The organism is Streptococcus halitosis, assembly GCF_027691175.1.
GTDB classification, from domain to species: Bacteria; Bacillota; Bacilli; order Lactobacillales; family Streptococcaceae; genus Streptococcus; species Streptococcus halitosis_A.
In genome coordinates, this window is sequence record NZ_JAQFBD010000001.1 from 1,291,036 (window position 1) to 1,310,147 (window position 19,112).

The 19,112-nt window shown below is 39.7% G+C and carries 16 protein-coding genes and 1 pseudogene; 2 read left to right on the forward strand and 15 right to left on the reverse strand.

What is annotated here, in order from left to right; all coding sequences use genetic code 11:
• Nucleotides 1–13: 13 nt before the first annotated feature.
• The 9 genes and pseudogenes from PG086_RS06290 to PG086_RS06330 form a co-directional block, all read right to left on the reverse strand.
• Entirely contained in the window at nt 14–397 is a 384-nt protein-coding gene (locus PG086_RS06290) for a DUF948 domain-containing protein (protein ID WP_007520313.1), read from the reverse strand.
• Nucleotides 398–1,186 (reverse strand): prolipoprotein diacylglyceryl transferase, encoded by a 789-nt coding sequence (gene lgt, locus PG086_RS06295; RefSeq protein ID WP_212576447.1) that lies wholly within the window; start codon nt 1,184–1,186, stop codon nt 398–400.
• The gene (hprK, locus tag PG086_RS06300) at nt 1,179–2,114 is read right to left on the reverse strand and encodes an HPr(Ser) kinase/phosphatase (protein ID WP_000115137.1); all 936 of its coding nucleotides are present in this window, start codon (nt 2,112–2,114) and stop codon (nt 1,179–1,181) included. Before hprK ends, lgt begins: the two co-directional genes overlap by 8 nt.
• A 235-nt stretch (nt 2,115–2,349) precedes the next feature.
• Nucleotides 2,350–2,864 (reverse strand): annotated as a pseudogene (gene tnpA / locus PG086_RS06305) (IS200/IS605 family transposase).
• Nucleotides 2,865–3,050: 186 nt separating this feature from the next.
• Nucleotides 3,051–3,227 (reverse strand): 30S ribosomal protein S21, encoded by a 177-nt coding sequence (gene rpsU / locus PG086_RS06310; protein WP_000048054.1) that lies wholly within the window; start codon nt 3,225–3,227, stop codon nt 3,051–3,053.
• Nucleotides 3,228–3,320: 93 nt separating this feature from the next.
• Nucleotides 3,321–3,878 (reverse strand): hypothetical protein, encoded by a 558-nt coding sequence (locus tag PG086_RS06315; RefSeq protein ID WP_000695593.1) that lies wholly within the window; start codon nt 3,876–3,878, stop codon nt 3,321–3,323.
• A 117-nt stretch (nt 3,879–3,995) separates the two neighbouring features.
• Nucleotides 3,996–4,616, reverse strand: a complete 621-nt coding sequence (locus PG086_RS06320; protein ID WP_167265368.1) for a Type 1 glutamine amidotransferase-like domain-containing protein — start codon at nt 4,614–4,616, stop codon at nt 3,996–3,998.
• 13 nt (nt 4,617–4,629) lie between these two features.
• On the reverse strand, nt 4,630–5,247 hold the full coding sequence (locus PG086_RS06325) for a class I SAM-dependent methyltransferase (protein ID WP_167265366.1): 618 nt from the start codon (nt 5,245–5,247) through the stop codon (nt 4,630–4,632).
• 103 nt (nt 5,248–5,350) lie between these two features.
• Nucleotides 5,351–6,058, reverse strand: coding sequence for a glucosamine-6-phosphate deaminase (locus PG086_RS06330; RefSeq protein WP_125389485.1), 708 nt, complete (start codon nt 6,056–6,058; stop codon nt 5,351–5,353).
• Nucleotides 6,059–6,204: 146 nt separating this feature from the next.
• Between PG086_RS06330 and queA the strand changes: the two genes are divergently transcribed.
• The gene (gene queA / locus PG086_RS06335; RefSeq protein ID WP_270748176.1) at nt 6,205–7,233 is read left to right on the forward strand and encodes a tRNA preQ1(34) S-adenosylmethionine ribosyltransferase-isomerase QueA; all 1,029 of its coding nucleotides are present in this window, start codon (nt 6,205–6,207) and stop codon (nt 7,231–7,233) included.
• A 39-nt stretch (nt 7,234–7,272) separates the two neighbouring features.
• Here queA and PG086_RS06340 read toward each other — a convergent pair whose 3' ends face one another.
• From PG086_RS06340 to PG086_RS06360, 5 genes are read right to left on the reverse strand one after another with little or no spacing between them, the layout of a single operon-like run.
• Nucleotides 7,273–8,133, reverse strand: a complete 861-nt coding sequence (locus PG086_RS06340) for a YihY/virulence factor BrkB family protein (protein WP_061453768.1) — start codon at nt 8,131–8,133, stop codon at nt 7,273–7,275.
• 29 nt (nt 8,134–8,162) lie between these two features.
• A complete protein-coding gene (locus tag PG086_RS06345) occupies nt 8,163–10,217 on the reverse strand; it encodes a cation:proton antiporter (RefSeq protein WP_270748179.1) in 2,055 nt (684 codons plus the stop codon).
• An 11-nt stretch (nt 10,218–10,228) separates the two neighbouring features.
• Entirely contained in the window at nt 10,229–10,483 is a 255-nt protein-coding gene (locus PG086_RS06350) for a hypothetical protein (protein ID WP_000361093.1), read from the reverse strand.
• Entirely contained in the window at nt 10,476–11,033 is a 558-nt protein-coding gene (locus tag PG086_RS06355; protein WP_270748181.1) for a tRNA (mnm(5)s(2)U34)-methyltransferase, read from the reverse strand. Before PG086_RS06355 ends, PG086_RS06350 begins: the two co-directional genes overlap by 8 nt.
• Nucleotides 11,017–11,973, reverse strand: a complete 957-nt coding sequence (locus tag PG086_RS06360; protein ID WP_025169596.1) for a TIGR01212 family radical SAM protein — start codon at nt 11,971–11,973, stop codon at nt 11,017–11,019. The genes PG086_RS06355 and PG086_RS06360 overlap by 17 nt, the downstream gene beginning before the upstream one ends.
• Nucleotides 11,974–12,064: 91 nt before the next feature.
• Here PG086_RS06360 and PG086_RS06365 point away from each other — a divergent pair, with 91 nt between their 5' ends.
• Entirely contained in the window at nt 12,065–12,424 is a 360-nt protein-coding gene (locus PG086_RS06365; protein WP_270748182.1) for a DUF3397 domain-containing protein, read from the forward strand.
• A 133-nt stretch (nt 12,425–12,557) separates the two neighbouring features.
• On the opposite strand, the gene PG086_RS06370 is transcribed toward PG086_RS06365, so the two are convergent.
• A complete protein-coding gene (locus PG086_RS06370; protein ID WP_270748184.1) occupies nt 12,558–18,668 on the reverse strand; it encodes a Cna B-type domain-containing protein in 6,111 nt (2,036 codons plus the stop codon).
• Nucleotides 18,669–19,112 lie beyond the last annotated feature (444 nt).

Genomic DNA, 19,112 nt, shown 5'->3' on the forward strand with positions numbered 1-19,112 from the left:
GATTTCTCCTTTTTTATTTTTTGAAAAATTTACTTGCGACACGAAGAGCGGACAAGCCTGCACCTGTTTTAATGGTCTTTGAACCAGCAGATGAAGCTTTTTTGCCTAAGACACGTGCATGTTGGTTGAGGTCAGATACTGACTCAGACAAGTCCGCCACCGCCGTAAAGAGTGGATCAATCGTCGCAACTTTGACATTAATATCATCTGCCAACACATTGACCTTAACCAACAATTCATTGGTCTGATGCAAGGTAACGTTCACATCTGAGCTCAACGTTTTGATGGTTTTCTCTGTCTCATCAATCATACGACCTGCTTTTTGAATCGTGATTGTCAAATAGACCAAACAGACAATCAAAGCAATCGCAACAAGTATATATGCAACTTCTAACATTTAGTTTTCCTCCTCTGTATGATAGAAAGGGGCTTTCTTTCGATTTTGATAAAGTATGATAAAAATACCGAGTCCGATAAGGACAACTGATAACCATTGGGAAACTCGCAGACCAAAGAACATGAGACTATCCGTCCGCATCCCTTCGATAATCATACGACCAAAGCCATACCAAATCAAGTAGAATGCCGTAATATGACCACGTCTGATTCCCTTTAATTTTCGTCTAAAAATCAGAATCAAAGCAAATCCGATCAGATTCCAAACCGACTCGTATAAGAAGGTCGGCTGACGGTAGCTACCATCAATGTACATCTGGTCACGGATAAAGCCTGGCAAATAATCCAGACTATCTACCGCTGCACCGTAGGCTTCTTGGTTAAAGAAGTTCCCCCAGCGCCCTAAACTCTGGGCAACCATGACGCTTGGTGCTGCAATATCTAAGAAATCCCAAGTATTAATCAGCTTTCTATCTGCAAAGATATAAAGGACAATAGCGCCCGCTATCAATCCTCCGTAAATGGCCAAACCACCATTCCAGATGGCGATGATTTCACCTGGATTTTGCAGATAATAATCTAAACGAAAGAGTACGTAGTATAGCCTAGCACCTAAAATAGCTACCGGAAAAGCAATCAGAATGAAATCCAAAATATCATCTGACAGGATTTTCTTTTTAGGAGCTTCCTTCATGGCAAGGTAGACTGCCAAAACCAAACCAGCCACAATACACAAAGCATACCAACGAATAGAAAAAGGACCGATTTCAAATGCGACTGGATTAATCATTTTTCACCTCATTTTGAGCGATCAGACTTGTCAAGCGTTCTTCAAATAAACGTGTCGCATCAAAGCCCATTTCCTTAGCACGGTAGTTCATAGCAGCCGCTTCAATAACAACAGAAATATTGCGTCCTGTTTTTACTGGGATTCGGATACGTGGAATGGCTACACCAGAAATCTCGATTTCTTCAGCATTATTTCCTAAACGATCGAAGGTCTTATGCGTATCATAATTTTCCAAATAAACTGCTAGTTGAACTTGTGAAGAATCCTTAACTGCACTTGCTCCGTAAAGACTCATCACATCAATAATCCCCACTCCACGGATCTCAAGTAAATGCCTCAAAATTTCAGCTGGCTCTCCCCAAAGGGTCATTTCGTCTTTTGCAAAAATATCTACACGATCATCTGCCACCAAACGGTGTCCACGTTTCACAAGTTCCAGACCAGTTTCACTCTTACCGATACCGCTATCCCCTTGGATCAAGACACCCATGCCATAAATGTCCATCAAGACACCATGAACACTGGTCCGTTCTGCCAAACGAGAATCCAAATAGCTAGATAATTCTCCTGATAGGCGACTAGTAGCTGTTCGACTGGTTAAAATCGCAATCTTACATTCCCTGGCAGCTTTCAACATTTCTTCTGGAACTACTAAACCACGCGCAACAATAACCACTGGTGTTTCTGGTTGAAACATCTTGGTCAACACCTTATAACGGTTGTGAGAAGACATGGAGACTAAATAAGACCATTCCTTCATTCCCAACAGTTGCAGCCGCTCCGGAGTATAGTAATCAAAATAGCCCGTCATTTCCAGACCTGGTCGAGAAATGTCCGCAGTATTGATTTCTTTTTCAAGTAAATCGCCTTCACCGTAAACAATGTCTAATCTGAGCTTTTCAATGACTTCTTTTACTAAAACCGACATAATTTCCTCCTTCAATCGAGTTCTCCCTACTATTATATCAAATTGTGGTAGGAAGTTTCCTTTTTTTGCAGGATTTACAGTATTTATTTGGAAATCATAACCACCTGTCTAACGGGTGGTTTGCACCAGGGCTATAAGCCCACATTACCGGCCAGCGCCTAAAGACGCTGGCTTTCACGTTGTTCAAGCCTCATTGCTCTTGACTCGTCACTTGTCTCTTAAAGAGACCTTGGTACTACTTACCACTATCCCTAAAGGGATCCTCATATTCTTTTACACTTAATTTATCTAGTGCTATATCATGTTTTACTCGTTCTCAAATTTTTATACTCGTGAAGAAATCATCCACTGGATAATTTCTTTAATCTTGGATATATTTCCTAATTGTGGCTTCATTAAGTCCTACTGTACTCACGTAATAACCTTCTGCCCAAAAATGCCGGTTGCCAAACTTGTACTTAAGGTTGGCGTGTTTGTCAGACATCATGAGTGCACTTTTGCCTTTTAAATAACCCATGAAACTTGAAACACTTATCCTTGGTGGAATACTTACTAACATATGTACATGGTCTGGCATTAAGTGACCCTCGATAATTTCAGCTCCTTTATAACTACATAATCGGTGGAATATTTCTCCCAAACTACTTCGATATTGATTATAAATGATTTTTCGTCTATACTTAGGGGGAACACAATGTGATATTTACACATCCACTTTGTGTGTGATAAACTATGTGCCTTTTGTGCCATATTTTTCTCCTTTCGCTTTACAATTGGCTTGAACACCTTTATTGTATCGCGTTTGGAGTTTTTTGGTATAACCTTCGACGCGCACCCGCATAGCGGGTGGTTTATTTGTCTCGCACCTCACGGAGCGAGACGGACTAATAGTCACATAAGAAAAAAGACTAGATTTCTCTAGCCTTTCATTTCAAATTAGAATTTTTTACGTTTACGAGCTGCTTCTGATTTACGTTTACGTTTTACAGAAGGTTTTTCATAGAATTCACGTTTGCGTGTTTCTTGAAGAGTACCAGCTTTAGTAACCGCACGTTTGAAACGACGAAGTGCATCGTCAAGAGATTCATTCTTACGTACTACTGTTTTAGACATTTTTTTCACTCCCTTCAAGTTCAAGATCTATTCCATTTTACACACAAAGTGAATAATTGTCAAGAGAAAAGCAACCATAAACTTCTATTATTTTTACTTTCTTCTTTTGAAGATGAAATAAATCACTAAGATGCAGAGAATCAAGCCCAAAACAGCTGGTTTTACAATCGATATACCACTTCCTCCACTAAATAAAAGACTATGGGCAACCTTCAGAAACGCTCCGATCACTACTGTTGCTAATAATCCATACCAACGTCTACTCCATGTTAAGGATATAATCGCCGTAAAAAATGCTAGAATCGTCGCCAGAATGATAACTTTTTCAATACTCCATCCGCTCGTAAAATAAGTCTTCTCAAAATTCAAAAACTCAATTACTTTTACATCAACTATTTCCGGCTTTGGGAACCAAAACATGCTAGTAAATAGGCAAAATATAGAAAAGAAAATCAGGCTATAGGATTTTTTATAAGCTCCCATTACAATTGGAATAATAAAGAGAGGGCGAATATACCAACTCAGAGTATTCTGGTGTCTAGTAAACGCCCACTCAAAGAAGCTCGTATCTGATAAAAAAACGACAATGGTAGCAATCGTTAGAAACAAGAAAACAATCCCACCTATTTTATCTAACGTTTTTATTTTCATAACTTTTCCCTTCTTGAATTCATAAAATTAATCTATCCATGGCAGATTCCCACTAAGTGAATTATCAACCGCTAATCGTTTTAGTGGTAAAATATCAATGTTCTTCCAACCACACTTTTATTCTATTGTCAAGATATCTATTTGCTCATCGTTAACGATAATTGCTTGGTGGTTATGAAGCGGTAGCAATTCAAGCTGCTTTTTATACATTTCAAAGGTATTTTTGCTACTATCAGTAAAAGGTTCCTCACCATAATGTGGAAGGATGTAAAAATCCACTTCATCCAATCCCGTTGTATCAGATAACTCTGTCGCTACCGTCTTGTCGTCCATGAGTTTATTGTAGTCAATATCCTTGGCTGTAATGATAGCCCCTGCTGATTCTCCCACATAGATCAGCCCATCTCTTATTTGTTCTTTGATAAGAGATAGGAGTTGTTTTTTCTTTAATTCTTGCAACAAATAAAAGGTATTTCCACCTGAGATATAAAGAATCTTGCTTTGGAAAATCTTTGCCTGCGCGGTTTCTCGATCACAAGAAGCAATATCCAGAACCTCTATCTCAAAGCCTAAATCTCTGAATGTTTGCTGAGCCTCATCGATATAGGCAGTATAATCCTCTTTATTCCCAGCGGTAGGAATAAATAAAACCTTATTTTCTAGATTCTTTTCCTTTGCATAATCTCTAAAAAGCTTTTTGACACCAGCAAAGTATGAACATAAAAATAATTGTTTCATGATTGTACCTCCATTAATGTTTAACAATTTTATAAAGGATCCACGATCCCTTTCTTTGACTAGTTACGAGCTCAAACCCTACTGATAACAAGAATCTTCTAAATGCTTCTTCGCTTTGGATCTCTGGTAAAAAGTAAGACAACTTGTTATATTCACAAGCCAGTAAGAGCATCCCGTCTGATTTGAGTATTCTTCTAAGTTCCATAAAAGAAGCCTCTAGGTCCCGCCAATGAAAATGAGTTTGAAAGGCTGTGATTAAATCAACACTTTCATCAGAAAAGCCTGTCTCCCTAACGTCTCTTCGTTCAAAATTTAGATTAGTCATCTCTACCTGTTTGGCTTGAGCTATTGCAGTATCTGAAATATCGATTCCAGTTATGGTACTTTGCGGAAAAGTTTCTTTCAGCAGGATGGTTGAACGACCATTCCCAACTCCTACATCTAAGATTACAGGGTAAAATGTCCTATCCAGATGACGAATTGCCCATACAAACATAGGGAGATAGGTTCGATTCCACAATTTCATCATTCGTTTTCCTAGAAAGCCCGAAGGATTCTTTGATTGCTGAATTAAGCGACTAAACAGAAACATTAAAAGTAAAAAACAAATAAAACCGATTATATAAATCAAAGTTCGAGCCTCCCCGTATAGCTATATTATACCACTTTAGCAGGATAGTGAACATTTGAAGTAAAAAGCCACTCACTCCAAAGAGCAAGTGGTTCTTGTCATTTTACTTTTCAAGCAAGCTGAGCGCTTCAGCATCCGCAATAATGGTCACGTCAGGGTGGTTTTGTAGACTACTTGCTGGGAGCTTCTCACTCACTGGGCCAGACACTGTTCCAGCAATGGCTTCTGCTTTCGACTCACCGTAAGCAAAGAGAATAATTGACTTAGCATCCAAGATGTTTTTAATTCCCATTGAAATAGCTTGAGTTGGGACGTCTTCAATCTTGTCAAAGAAGCGAGCATTGGCTTCGATAGTAGACTGGTCAAGTTCTACTAGATGCGTTTGGCTATCAAATGGAGTACCAGGCTCATTAAATCCGATATGTCCATTGCGACCAATTCCCAAGATTTGCAAATCAACAGGATGGTCAGCCAAAATTTGATTGTAGCGTTCAACTTCTTCTTCAGCATTGTCCTTAACCCCACGAGGCAAGAAACTTTCTTTAAATGGTTTTTGGTTGAACAAGTTTTCCTGCATGAAGTAACGATAAGACTGTGGATTGTCCCCATCAAGCCCTACATACTCATCAAGGTTCACACTGGTTAGATTTGAAAAATCAAGGTCACTCTCAACGATTTCCTTGTAAAACTCAAGCGGGCTGCTTCCTGTTGCAAGTCCTAATGTTTGAGCACCATTGGACAATTTTTCCTTCAAAATCTCAAAAGCTACTTTTCCACCTTCGACTTGATTTTCAACTTTAATAACTTTCATTTTATATCCTCCATATTTCTATATTCATTATATGGTATAGACCAATTTTTGTCAAGTGAAAACGATTTAATTTCTAAAAAAAGAGCACCCAAACTTGAAACATGTTATAATGGATAGGATTAGAACTTAGAAAGAATGATGAAAAAATGAATACTGCTGATTTTGATTTCCACTTGCCTGAGGAATTGATTGCCCAAACGCCTCTTGAAAAACGTGATGCATCTAAACTCCTTATCGTTAATCGTGAAACGGGAGAAATGCAGGATAAACATTTCCACTCTATTATCGACATGCTGGAACCTGGTGATGCCCTTGTCATGAATGACACTCGCGTTCTCCCTGCCCGCCTCTATGGTCAAAAGGAAGAAACGGGAGGCCATGTGGAACTTCTCCTGCTCAAAAATACTAGTGGTGATGAGTGGGAGGTTCTCGCTAAACCTGCCAAACGCCTCAAGGTCGGTACTCGTGTCAGCTTTGGAGATGGTCGTCTCAGCGCTGTCGTTACGGAAGAATTGACCCACGGGGGCCGCATTGTCCGCTTTGAATACCAAGGAATTTTCCTAGAAGTTTTGGAAAGTCTCGGTGAAATGCCACTACCACCCTATATCCACGAAAAACTAGATGACCGTGAACGTTATCAAACGGTCTACGCTAAAGAAAGTGGCTCTGCTGCAGCACCGACTGCTGGATTGCACTTCACCAAAGAACTGCTAGCAGAAATCCAAGCCAAAGGTGTCTATCTGGTCTATCTCACTCTCCACGTCGGACTCGGAACCTTTAGACCTGTCTCTGTTGACAATCTGGACGAACACGAAATGCACTCCGAATTCTACCAACTTTCTGAGGAAGCAGCTGCCACCCTTCGCTCTGTTAAGGAAAATGGAGGTCGTGTTATTGCTGTTGGAACTACTTCGATCCGCACACTGGAAACCATCGGTTCCAAGTTTGATGGGCAAATCCAAGCAGATTCTGGTTGGACCAATATCTTTATCAAACCAGGCTACGACTGGAAGGTTGTGGATGCTTTTTCAACCAACTTCCACCTACCCAAGTCAACTCTTGTTATGCTAGTTTCTGCCTTTGCCGGTCGTGACTTAGTCCTAGATGCCTATCACCATGCCATCCAAGAACACTACCGCTTCTTCAGTTTTGGAGATGCCATGTTTATCTATTAAGAAAATCCCTATTAGGTTTCCTAATAGGGATTTTTCTAATTATTCCATACTAAACTTTGGATCTTTCAAACTCTGAACACTGGCATTGATAACTGCTCCGATAATCAAAATCTTTGCAATGAGAATAAACCAGAACATCATGACTACCACGATAATGGAACTGAAAAATCGAACGTCAACCAGATGATTGACATAACTATTGACGTAGACAGAAAAGATATTCAATAAAAAGATAAGAGTTAGCAAGACAAAGATACTTCCTGGTAAAACATAGCGGATTCGTGGTGCTTTTACTTTTGGAAGGAAGTAATAAATCATAACCAGAATGGCAAAGATCAAGGCATAGACCAGAGGGCCTGTAAAATCTTGCAGGTAGGAAAATAGCGGACTGTCTGATTGCCAGTAAGTTTTGAGGAGGTTGAGCAACATACGACCAAACATACTCAAAAACAAGGCTAAGGCAAAAAGTATCTGCAAGCCGAAACTAACAAGTAGACTCATCAACTGATGGGAGATAATTCCTCGACTCTTGGTCACCCCATAGGCTTTGTTAAAAGCTTTTTGAAGGAAATCCATTGATTTCGAAAAGGTCCAGAGTGCAGATAAAACGGCAAAACTCAGCAAACCAGTTGATGGTTGAGTCAGAACTTCTCGGACAATCTTGGCGACCACATCATACACCGTATCAGGCAAAAATTCCTTGATCGTCAGTAAGAAATTTGAGACCGGAATCTGAAAATAAGGCAAAATATTGACCATTATCATCAGCAAAGGAAAGATTGAAATCAACCAATAGTAGGCAACCGCAACACTGGTCAACTCGCTATCAGATGCTTGATAATAATGCAAAAAAGCTTTCAATAAGGGCCTGTCCATCAGCTCTTTCCACCACTTTTTCATGTTTCATCCTCCGTCATTTTCTTCATCGTCTAAGTTCTTCTGATTAAATCTAGCATATCATAAGGCAAGGTATTTGCAGCCTCTTTCAGAGAATAATTCTCTAAATTATTCACATTTTGGCGTAGTTTTTTGGCATACTTGGCTGTTATCAGTTTAGCTTCTTCGTATTCAAAGATTGCCTTACGTTCGAGATAGTAGCCTCGTAGCATTTCATCAATATTGTTTGGCTTGATGCGATTGATAACCCGCTCAACAAAAGCACCGCTTCCGATAATGGCCGTCTCGCGTAGACGAGACTCTTGCATAAAGCTAATCAGAGAACTCTTGTAAACCCCTTTGAGGTTTTCTAAACTCTCGATAATCAGCTCTGTATTTTCCAAATACAACTCTGCAATCTGATCATAGTCAACTGCTAGTAGTTTACGCGATTCTTCATTCATCCAACTACGGAAAGTTTTGCCAAAGGTAAACATTTCATGGAGTAGAAAGCGCAGTATCCGTAAGGAAACTAGGAAGTAATAAGTCACTCTAGAAGCGAAATTCCGATTGATACTCTGCTCCATGTTTTTTAGGTAACGCTGGTAAACTCGATAGCCACGCTCACCAATTCTATTTTCCTCGTAGGCTTGCTCCAAACCATCACTCTCAATACTCAAGATAAGAAGTTTGAGGGACTCCCAGTCCTCTTGGACTCTCTTATTTTCCAGACTAAGGATGAGGTTTTCAATTCGACCATGATAATTATCAATAGCTGCATAAAGAGGAAGTTTATTCTTGTGATGGTCTAGCTCTTTTTCTAATTCTGCAGCCACATCATTCAAAATCGCAATATGCATCAAATGATCCTTGCTTTCCTCTTGTTCTTCAGATAAGTGAGGGAGGACCAGTAAACCTGTTAGAAAGCTTAATAGTGTAACGCCTGCTACAAGGAAGAGTAACAAAGGATATTCCTGCTCCAAATGACTTGGTATGAGGAGAATGGTCGCGATAGATACTGTCCCTTTGACACCAGAGAAGGTCAAAAGAAGCATATCTTTCATGTACTTATGAATTTTTTTCTTGAGTCGACGCGTCCTCACAAAGTAAAAACCAGCAATCATGACAAAGCGGATCGCAAAAAGCAAGAAGGTCAGAACGACAACTGAAATCAGTAAAAGAAGGGGATTGTAGAGAGAATTAGACAAAATCGGCTCCGCTATCAACTCTAACTCCATTCCCAAGAGAACAAAGACTGATCCATTTAGCATAAAGGTCACGGTGTGCCAGACGGTCTCCGTCACGGTGTCAACTTGAGCCTCAAGGAGCGTAATCTTCTTAAAGCGACTGGCCTTCAAAATACCTGCAACCACTACTGCGATAATCCCTGAAACATGAAACTCTTCTGCGATAAAAAAGGTCATGAGTGGCAAACTTAGCTCTAGCAATAGTTCACTAGCTATGTCTATCGCTCGCACACTCAATAAAAAGGTATGCAAGAAACGATTGACCATAGCCGTCACAAAACCGACTACAAAACCACCAAGGATAGAAAGTGCTAGGGAAGTTCCTGCTTGGCTGAGAGAAAAAGTTCCTGTTGTCCAAGCAGCAAGAGCCATCTGAAAGGCAACCAAACCAGAAGCGTCATTTAAGAGCCCTTCCCCTTTTAGGATATTGGAAACCCGTTTAGGAAAACGAAAACGTTCAGAAAGAGACGCAAAGGCAACTAAATCTGTTGGGCCAAGTGCCGCCCCAACTGCTAAACAGGCAGCTAAAGGAAGAGTCATCCAAAGGAAGTGAGCCATGCCCCCCAAGCTTAAGGTCGAGATAAAAATCACAGGGAAGATCAGAAAGACGACAATCCGCCAATGCTTCAAAATGGACGTAATATCCGCTTCTTCTGCCTCCCGGAAAAGTAAGGGACCAATAACCATGGCCAGAAACAGCTCCGTATTGAGATGAAAATCCGCATCAGGAACAAATAAGCCAATCCCAATCCCCAAAAGGATTTGCACAAGAGGAAGTGGCAAAAAAGGGAGAAGTTTATTGGTCGTAGTTGAAATGATTAAGACAAATAAAAATAGAATCAAGTAAATGAGTAATTCCACACAATTCCTCCTTAATCTTTTTTACAACAAGATTCAAAAATCTCCTTTTGCTCTTGGATTTTCTGATCAATCTTAGAACAGTCTTTGTGCTCAATTTTTTTCTGGCATCGTTCCATTTCAAGAGCCACTAATTTTTTCTTGATTTTAAGCATTTTCTTGCTCATATGTGCTTCGTCGAGCACTCCGACTGCTCGCTCGTGATGCGTTGACTCGACAAAATTATGGCGCATTGCCTCAAGCTTCTCACGAAGGTATTGTTTATCCATGTCTATACCTTTCTAATCTTTCAATCATAACTAAAAACGGTGGATTGTTAACTTGGTTGAGAGTTCGATAAATAACAGCTGTATACTCTTGTTGGTTCAACTGGCTAACAAAATCCAACACAGCATCCCTCTCGGTGTCTCCTCCTTCATGACCATAGTAGATCATGATAGCAATCCGTCCCCCTTTGACAAGCAAATGACACAGCTTTTCTAAAGCTTTGATAGTAGTCTGAGGTTGTGTGATGACAGATTTGTCAGCAGAAGGCAGGTAACCCAGATTAAAAATCCCTGCCTTAGCTTCTGTCACAAACTGGTCTAGTGTCTCATGACCTTGCAAGATTAACTGGGCATTTGTCATTCCAGCCTGATCCAAACGCTCTTGCGTCTTCCCTAAAGCCTGCTCCTGGATATCAAAGGCATAGACTTGCTTGGCTAGCTTAGCTAAAAAAAGGGTATCATGGCCATTGCCCATGGTCGCATCCACTACGATATCCTCTTTTGTCACGACTTCAGCCAAAAAATCATGTGCCATCTCAAGTGGTCTTTTCATTTTTAAACTCCTGTTTTACAGCCTTGCATCCTTGCACACTTCCGCGGCGTCGCATCTCATTCTCTATGCTATTCAAAACTTCCCATTTATTGAGGCTCCACATGGGACCAATCAGCATATCTCTAGGTGCATCTCCTGTAATTCGATGGATGACGATATGCTTGGGAATGATTTCTAGTTGGTCACAAATGACCTTGACATACTCATCCTGACTCATCAGTTGCAAGCGTCCTTCGTGGTAATCTCGCTGCATCCGTGTATTGGTCATGAGGTGAAGCAAGTGCAGTTTAATTCCTTGAATATCATTATCCGTAACACAGCGACGGACATTTTCGACCATCATCTCATGAGTCTCACCGGGCAAACCGTTAATCAAATGGGAAACAATCTCAATCTTAGGATATTTCCTCAAGCGTTTGACCGTTTCCACATACAATTCATAAGAATGGGCACGGTTAATCAGGTCAGAGGTTGCTTCAAAAGTAGTCTGCAAGCCCAATTCAACTGTCACGTGCATACGTTCCGATAACTCAGCCAAATATTCGATGGTTTCGTCTGGCAGACAGTCTGGGCGCGTTCCTATATTGATCCCTACTACACCTGGCTCGTTGATAGCCTGCTCATATCGTTCCCGAATCACTTCTACCTTTTCATGGGTGTTGGTAAAGTTTTGGAAATAAACTAGATACTTTTTAACATCTGGCCACTTGCGGTGCATAAAGTCAATTTCCTTATAAAATTGCTCACGGATAGGAGCATCCGGTGCTACGATGGCATCTCCAGAACCTGAAACCGTACAAAAAGTACAACCACCATGAGCTACAGTTCCATCCCGATTGGGACAGTCAAATCCCGCATCAATAGGAACTTTGAAAGTCTTTTCTCCAAAAAGTTTTCGATAATAATCATTCAAGGTATTATAAGATTTCATAACTTTCATTATAACAAAAAACACCTACAATCTCAAAAGCCTGACTTTCAAACAAATTCCCTTGTTTCTCATTTCCTTTAGCGTTTTTTTATGATACAATATGGGTATGATTTTAATGAAAATAGCATCTATTTTATTATTGATATTAACCTTGGTGGTTTGCTTTATTGTCACCAAGCTTTTCGGACTTAGGAAAATAGGATTTAATTTCGCGGATCTAGCTTTTCCACTTTTGGTATTCGAGTACTATCTGATTACTGCTAAAGCCTTTACCCACAACTTTCTACCGCGACTTGGTGTTGCTCTTTCTCTCCTAGCAATCCTCCTAGTAGTCTTTTTCCTTGTCAAAAAACGAAGTTTTTATTACCCTAAATTCATCAAATTTTTCTGGAGAGCCGGTTTTCTCCTTACCTTAATCATCTACATAGCAATGATTGCCGAATTGATGATGGTAAAATAATTACCAACCCAGTATTAAATGCTGGGTCTTTCTTTTACTCCTATATCTAAAAAAGACCAGAGGAATCCTCTGGCCTTTTTATCACAGATTAAACCTAAGAAAAATAAATGGAAACTATCTTTCTCACGCTAGATTATTTATTTTTACGGCTTACAAAGTACAATCCACCAGTCACTGCCATCAAAGCAAGTCCTGCAACTACTGCTACATTAGATGCTTTTTCACCAGTGTTAGGAAGTTGAGGTTTTTGTCCTGGTTTTCCTGGTTCATTTGGTTCACCTGGTGTTGGTTTTTCTGGAATGTATGTATTTGTGATATTGAAGTCTTCTACTTTAGATGTGTAACCTTTAACCGGAACTTCTACTACAGAGTACTTGATTTCTTGACCGTCTTTGTAACGATCAAGGTCTGTAAACTCATAAGTCCAACCACTTGCTTCTGAAGCTATTGCAGTTTTACCAGTTTCTTTACCATTGGCAAATAGTTTAACTGTAATAGATGCTGGACGAGCGTCTTTATGGTTTTCATCACCTTTCCAGATCTTCTTACCTTTTACAGACGCTTTTTCTGGCGTATGGGTGTTGGTCACATTCATACCAGTTTCAGTAGCTGTGTAACCTGTAGGAACACCAACTTCTTTGACTGTGTACTCGATTGTCTTACCATTTTGGTAACGGTCCAGATTAGTAAATTCATACTTCCAGCCTGTTTCCGCTGTGACTGTAGCTTCTTGGCCAGTTTCTTTACCATTCGCAAGTAGCTTCACTGTGATAGATGCTGGACGGATACGATCTTGGTCGTTATTGTCAATCCAAGTCTTTTGTCCACTTACAGCAATTTTTTCTGGTGTATATTCATTGGTAATGGTGTACTTACCTTCTTTTTCTGTGGTGATTGTTGAAGTATATCCTTTGACAACCACTTCTTTGACTTTGTACTCGATTAGTTTACCATTTTCATACTTAGGAAGTGGTTTTGATTCGAACTTCCAACCAGTTGCTTCTGATACTTCAATTTCTTGAACGACTTTGTCGCCATTAAGAATTTGAACTTTCACAGATTTAGTACGTTTGCCGTCTTGGTTGTTGTTATCTTTCCAAACCTTAGTTCCTGAAAGAACGACTGTTTCTATGTCATGAGTGTTTGTCACTACTTGACCAGTCACAGAGGCTTTATAGCCAGCTGGTACATCCACTTCCTTGATAGAGTAAGTAATTTCTTTACCAGCTTCGTATTGTGGAAGTTTTGTGAAGGATGCTACCCAAGTGTTAGCGTCAGTCTTATCCTTAGCTGTCAAGGTTAATTTCTTACCTTCAACAGCTACTGGATCTGCATCTCCTACTTTTTTATAAAGTTGAACCGTTACGGACTCAGGACGTTTGCCGTCTTGGTTGTTCGCATCGTTCCATACTTTTGTTACCTTGTAGTCGATTTCTTTTGGTGCATATTTGTTTGTGATGGTAAAGTCTGTAATAGTTGATTCGTATTCTGCTACGGCTTCTTCTGTTACAGTGTATTTGATTTCTTTACCAGCTTTATATTTTGCTAATTTTTCGAATGTAGCAGTCCATGTTCCGTCTGTGGCTGCTTGAACTTCTTTTGATGCGACTTTCTGACCGTCTGCTAAAAGATTGATTGTAATCTTAGTTGGACGTTTGCCGTCTTGGTTGTTCGCGTCATCCCAGTTCTTAGTTGCTTTTACATCAACTGTTTCTGGAGAATAGCTATTTGTGATAGTGAATCCTGATGCAGCGCCACCAGCAACCTTAGAAGTGTAACCAGGAACAGTTACTTCTACTACTGTGTACTTAATAGGTGTGCCGCCTTTATCAGCATCAAGGTCTGTGAAGCTTCCAGTCCAACCGTTTGCGACATTGAGTTCAAGTGTTTTACCAGTATCTTGACCGTCTGCAAGCAATTTAACTGTGACAGAAGATGGGCGTTTACCATCTTGGTTGTCCTTATCATCCCATGCTTTCTTCACAGAAACCGAAGTTTTGGCTGGTGTGTACTTGTTTGTAAATACAAGATCTTTTGCTTCTTTTGAAGTCGTTGCTTTCAATTCAGTTGCACTTACTTTTTCAACTTTAACTTCAACTTCTTGAACTGTCTTATCGTAAGTGATCCCTGCTTCAGATCCAGCAACTTCAGAGATGGTGTACTTGTGAGTTCCCACTTGGCTTTCATCATATGAGATTGGTGAGAAAGTAACACTTCCATCAGCAGCGTTTGTAACTGTTTCAAGCTCTTTATCGCCTTCTTTCAGAACAAAGCTATATTTACCAGCTTCAAGATCTTTACCTTCAAGAACCTTCTTAGCTCCAAGAGTTACACTTGTAGCTCCTGCTGGTGTGTACTTGTTGGTGAAGACTAGGTCTTTTGCTTCTTTTGAAGCCGTTGCTTTCAATTCAGTTGCACTTACTTTTTCAACCGTTACTTCAACTTCTTGAACTGTCTTATCATAAGTGATTCCTGCTTCAGATCCAGCAACTTCTGAGATAGTGTACTTGTGAGTTCCCACTTGGCTCTCATCATATGAGATCGGTGAGAAGGTCACAGTTCCATCAGCAGCGTTTGTCACTGTTTCGACAACACTACCGTCTTCTTTCTTCAATTCGAAGCTGTATTTACCTGCTTCAAGGTCTTTACCTTCAAGAACTTTCTTAGCTCCAAGAGTTACACTTGTAGCCCCTGCTGGAGTGTAAGTGTTCTCGAATACTTTTTCACCGTCATAAGCAACGGTTGCTTCAAGGACACCTTTACCATTGTCCGCTACAGTTACTGTAGCTGTGATGGTTTTCGTATCGTACTGGATACCTGTAGCAGTACCCGCTTTTTCAGCAATCTTATAAGCATAAGTGCCCGCTTTGTCGAATTCCAATTCTGAGAACTTAACGTTTCCGTCTTTGTCATTCTTCACGGTTTCTTTCACATTACCGTCTTGGTCTGTCAAAGTGAACTCAAATTCATCAGCTTTCAACTCACGTCCTGTCAACTTCTTAGTCACTTCGAGATTTGCTTTAGCATTTGCAGCTTTGTAAGTATTTTCGAAGTGTCTTTCATCGTTGTCATAAGAAACAGTTGCTTTCAGAGCACCATGACCGTCATCTGTTACTTCGATAGTCACTTCCACAGTCTTATTAGAATAAGTGATACCATTCTCGATTTGACCAGCTTTGTGTTCGTAGATTGTATACTGGTAAGTACCAGCTTTCTCGAATTCTAAATCCTTAAACTTGATGTTTCCATCTGCATCATTTGTAGTTTTTTCTACGGGATCACCTTCGTGATTTAGCAAGGCGAAGACAAACTCGCCACCTTTGAGCGGCATTGGAGTATTGGTGTTCTTATTGATAAATGATTTAGTTGCAGAAACTGGAGCTTTGACTTTTGCAGGGTTGTAAGTATTGGTGAAGGTTGTGCTATTAGCTGTACCATCACTGCTGTAATCAACAACTGCAGTCAGTTTACCATGACCGTCATCTGTTACAGTTACTTTAGCTGTGACTGTCTTAGAATCGTAGGTAATACCATTTTCAGTTGTACCAGCTTTTACTTCCTTGATAGTGTAAGTATAAGTACCTGCTTCATCGAAGGTCAATTCATGAAACTTAACTTTTCCATCTGCATCATTTCTCTTAGTTTCAACGTTACCAACTTGGTCTGTCAACGTAAATTCGAACTCATTTTCTTGAGCTCCTGTCGTACGACCGGTCAACTGCTTAGTCACTTCAAGAACGGCCTTAGCATTAGTTGCTTTATAAGTATTTTTGAATGTCTGAATTCCACCATCAGTAGCTCTATTCACTGTACCAGTAAGTGATGGTACAAGATTAGAACTAGGTGCTGAAGAGACCAAATTAGCTGACGGAAGTGCCACAGCAGTAATAGGATGATACAATACTGTCGCAACCAGTTTACCTTTTCCATCATCTGTTACACTTACTGTGACTGGTACTGTTCTAACATCGTAAGTCACACCATCGATGGTTTGACCAGCATTCACTTCAACAACAGTAAATTCGTATTCACCCTCTTTATCGAAAGGAATATCTTTGAAGACTACGCGACCAGCTGCATCGTTCTTAGCTCTTTGAACTTCTTGGCCATTTTTGTCTTTCAAGATAAATTCAAATTCTTCGTTTTGAAGAGGTGTTGGACGACCACCCACCAATTCTTTTTTGACTTCAATATCAGCCTTAGTTGGTGAAGTACCATAGGTGTTTGTGACAGTTAAATCAGCTGTTTGATTGGCTGTATAACCATCTACAGCAGTGACAAGATTGCCATCTTCATCGACTTCCATCACACTATAAGTGTACTTCACACCGTGCTCATCAGTCTCAGGAAGGTCTGTCCATTCGACAGTTCCATCTGTTTTGGGAACTTCTTTTTGACTAACACCAACTACTTCTTCAATCGCTCCACCTTCTGGCGTACGATAGAGTTTGAAGTAGACTGTTGGACGAATGTTTGTATTACCACCAGTCCAGACTTTATTAGCCGTCACGTTTGTCTTTGGAACTTCGTAAGTGTTGGTGACTTTGTTGTTTCCGTTATAGGATACAACATAGCTGTTGTCGCCTACTTTGACTTTCTCTCCTTCTTTCAGAGGAAGACCCGTCTGGTCTTCAAGTTCTCGAACAGAATAAACTAGCTTGCTTCCATCAACATCACGTTCAGGAAGTTGATTTTTCCATTTATAAGTGTAAACACCATTAGACTCTGTCACTTCAGGGGTGTAGTTCCCAGTAACAGGTTTTGCATCTGCAACAGTTTGTCCTTCTTTGTGCACATACAAACCGAGTTTGACTTTTTTGTAGTCAGTTGCTTTTCCGTTTACCCAAGTCTTGTTTGCTTCAAAGTCAACTGTCACACGTTTGTTAGAGATATTGAGGGGAACACCCTTTCCATCTTTCATCTCCACTTCGAACTCTTGACTATTTACCTGATAGCCTGATTTAGGAGTTTTTTCTTTAACGATATACTTACCATTATTGAGAGCCTTTGAGACAGCTATCCCATCCGCATCTGTTGTAACGGTATCAACCAAATTATTAGTGGTTTTCTCACGGATTTCAAAGACAACGCCTGCCAACTTAACAGTTGCATCCGCTTCATCGTATTTTGTGATTTTGATCTTACCAGCAATATCAGCTGTGACTGACGCACCTACAGATTTAACCGTCTTTAAATTAAACGTTGCTTCTGTTCTGGTTCCAATACTACCTCCGTAGTTTTCCCAAATAAGTTGTGGTTGATTATCAATCAAGTACTGCGCTGAGTTACTTATCATTGAAGTATCTGCTGGTGAGGACGTATCATACGTTAAAAAAAAGCTCTTTGTACCCATATTAGTCGGCATGAGCAACTCAAATCCTCGTTTCCCGTTGACAAAGGTCAACAAAGCTTTTTTATCTGAGTTAGCCTTGTATACCTCCGGATCGGTTGTGATTTCGTATTCATCACCTAAATGTTTAAGAGCAGATGAATTCGTATTCGTCGTTTCGAATTCCGCTTCATGCATATAGAAAGTACCTTCCACATAGTTAGCAAAGGCTCCCTTTGAAACGTCATCTGTAATCTTCACCACATGTCCAGTCATATCTTTCTTAGCGCGATTAATTTTCATTTGAAAATGTGCTCTCGCCTTATTGTTATCGTTATAACCGTACTTTGTAATAGTTTCTCCAATCACGTCAGTCTGTTCATATTTATTCACTTTATACGTGATGGTCTGTTTTTTACCATCTGGTAAAACATAGGTAACCGTTTTCCCCTCTTTTTTGAGCGTTTCAGTTGCTTCTGCAACAAAGTCCCCACGAATATTTTGCTTGTCCTCCACCTTTTCGTTGAAAGTAAATACCAGCTGATGGTTAGCATTATCCACCTGGACAGTCCCCATTTTGGTATTTGATGTCGAATCAATCAAATCCAGACTACCATCCGTCAAACTCAAGTTATTTGGAGCTTTTACGATAAAGTAATCACCATTCTTGATTTCATTAACTGCCACATTGGGAAATGAGAATTTACCCGAATATTTCAATTTCATCGAAGTATCATTTGAACCATGAATTCCTTCAGTCTCACTTCCTGTAGATGCTATAGTAATCTTCAAGTCATCTATTTTGACTTTACTCGTGATATCAGTTGCCGCATGTGCTTCACCCGCCGGGAAAAGCATCATCAAGAATAAAAGAGGGAATACCAGAAAACCGAGATATTTTTTTATCTTATCCATTATGACCAACCTTTCTATTTGTATATCGATAAAAAATTAAGTATTCAATTCTACGTACGCAACACCTCCACAATATAGTGACGTATCCATAATAACACCATGCTCTATTCTTGATAAAATTATATTCACTTACAGCACATGATATAATAGACCTTATCAAGTTTATTATAACATATATATTTTAATTGATTTATTTCATTACTAAAGAATTTATTTACGAAATGTCAACTTTAAAGAATCCATTCCTTTAATATTTCCACTCCCTTTCAATAAATAATGTCCCTTTATTCATAAAACTAAATATAACCAATTTATCAATCTATATACTGTTATAAGACTTAACATAGTAGAAATATATTAAAATAAAAGTTTAGAACATAACAAAAAGTGAACTAAACAGAATTCTGATTGTCCCAGAATAGTTTGGTTCACTTTTTATTTAAT

Coding starts and splice junctions, on each gene's coding strand:
- PG086_RS06355 (WP_270748181.1), bottom strand. CDS start 11,033: ATGAAAAGACCACTTGAGATGGCACATGATTTTTTGGCTGAAGTCGTG.
- rpsU (WP_000048054.1), bottom strand. CDS start 3,227: ATGTCTAAAACAGTAGTACGTAAGAATGAATCTCTTGACGATGCACTT.
- lgt (WP_212576447.1), bottom strand. CDS start 1,186: ATGATTAATCCAGTCGCATTTGAAATCGGTCCTTTTTCTATTCGTTGG.
- PG086_RS06320 (WP_167265368.1), bottom strand. CDS start 4,616: ATGAAACAATTATTTTTATGTTCATACTTTGCTGGTGTCAAAAAGCTT.
- PG086_RS06370 (WP_270748184.1), bottom strand. CDS start 18,668: ATGGATAAGATAAAAAAATATCTCGGTTTTCTGGTATTCCCTCTTTTA.
- PG086_RS06350 (WP_000361093.1), bottom strand. CDS start 10,483: ATGGATAAACAATACCTTCGTGAGAAGCTTGAGGCAATGCGCCATAAT.
- PG086_RS06340 (WP_061453768.1), bottom strand. CDS start 8,133: ATGAAAAAGTGGTGGAAAGAGCTGATGGACAGGCCCTTATTGAAAGCT.
- PG086_RS06360 (WP_025169596.1), bottom strand. CDS start 11,973: ATGAAAGTTATGAAATCTTATAATACCTTGAATGATTATTATCGAAAA.
- PG086_RS06290 (WP_007520313.1), bottom strand. CDS start 397: ATGTTAGAAGTTGCATATATACTTGTTGCGATTGCTTTGATTGTCTGT.
- PG086_RS06330 (WP_125389485.1), bottom strand. CDS start 6,058: ATGAAAGTTATTAAAGTTGAAAATCAAGTCGAAGGTGGAAAAGTAGCT.
- PG086_RS06315 (WP_000695593.1), bottom strand. CDS start 3,878: ATGAAAATAAAAACGTTAGATAAAATAGGTGGGATTGTTTTCTTGTTT.
- hprK (WP_000115137.1), bottom strand. CDS start 2,114: ATGTCGGTTTTAGTAAAAGAAGTCATTGAAAAGCTCAGATTAGACATT.
- PG086_RS06365 (WP_270748182.1), top strand. CDS start 12,065: ATGGGTATGATTTTAATGAAAATAGCATCTATTTTATTATTGATATTA.
- queA (WP_270748176.1), top strand. CDS start 6,205: ATGAATACTGCTGATTTTGATTTCCACTTGCCTGAGGAATTGATTGCC.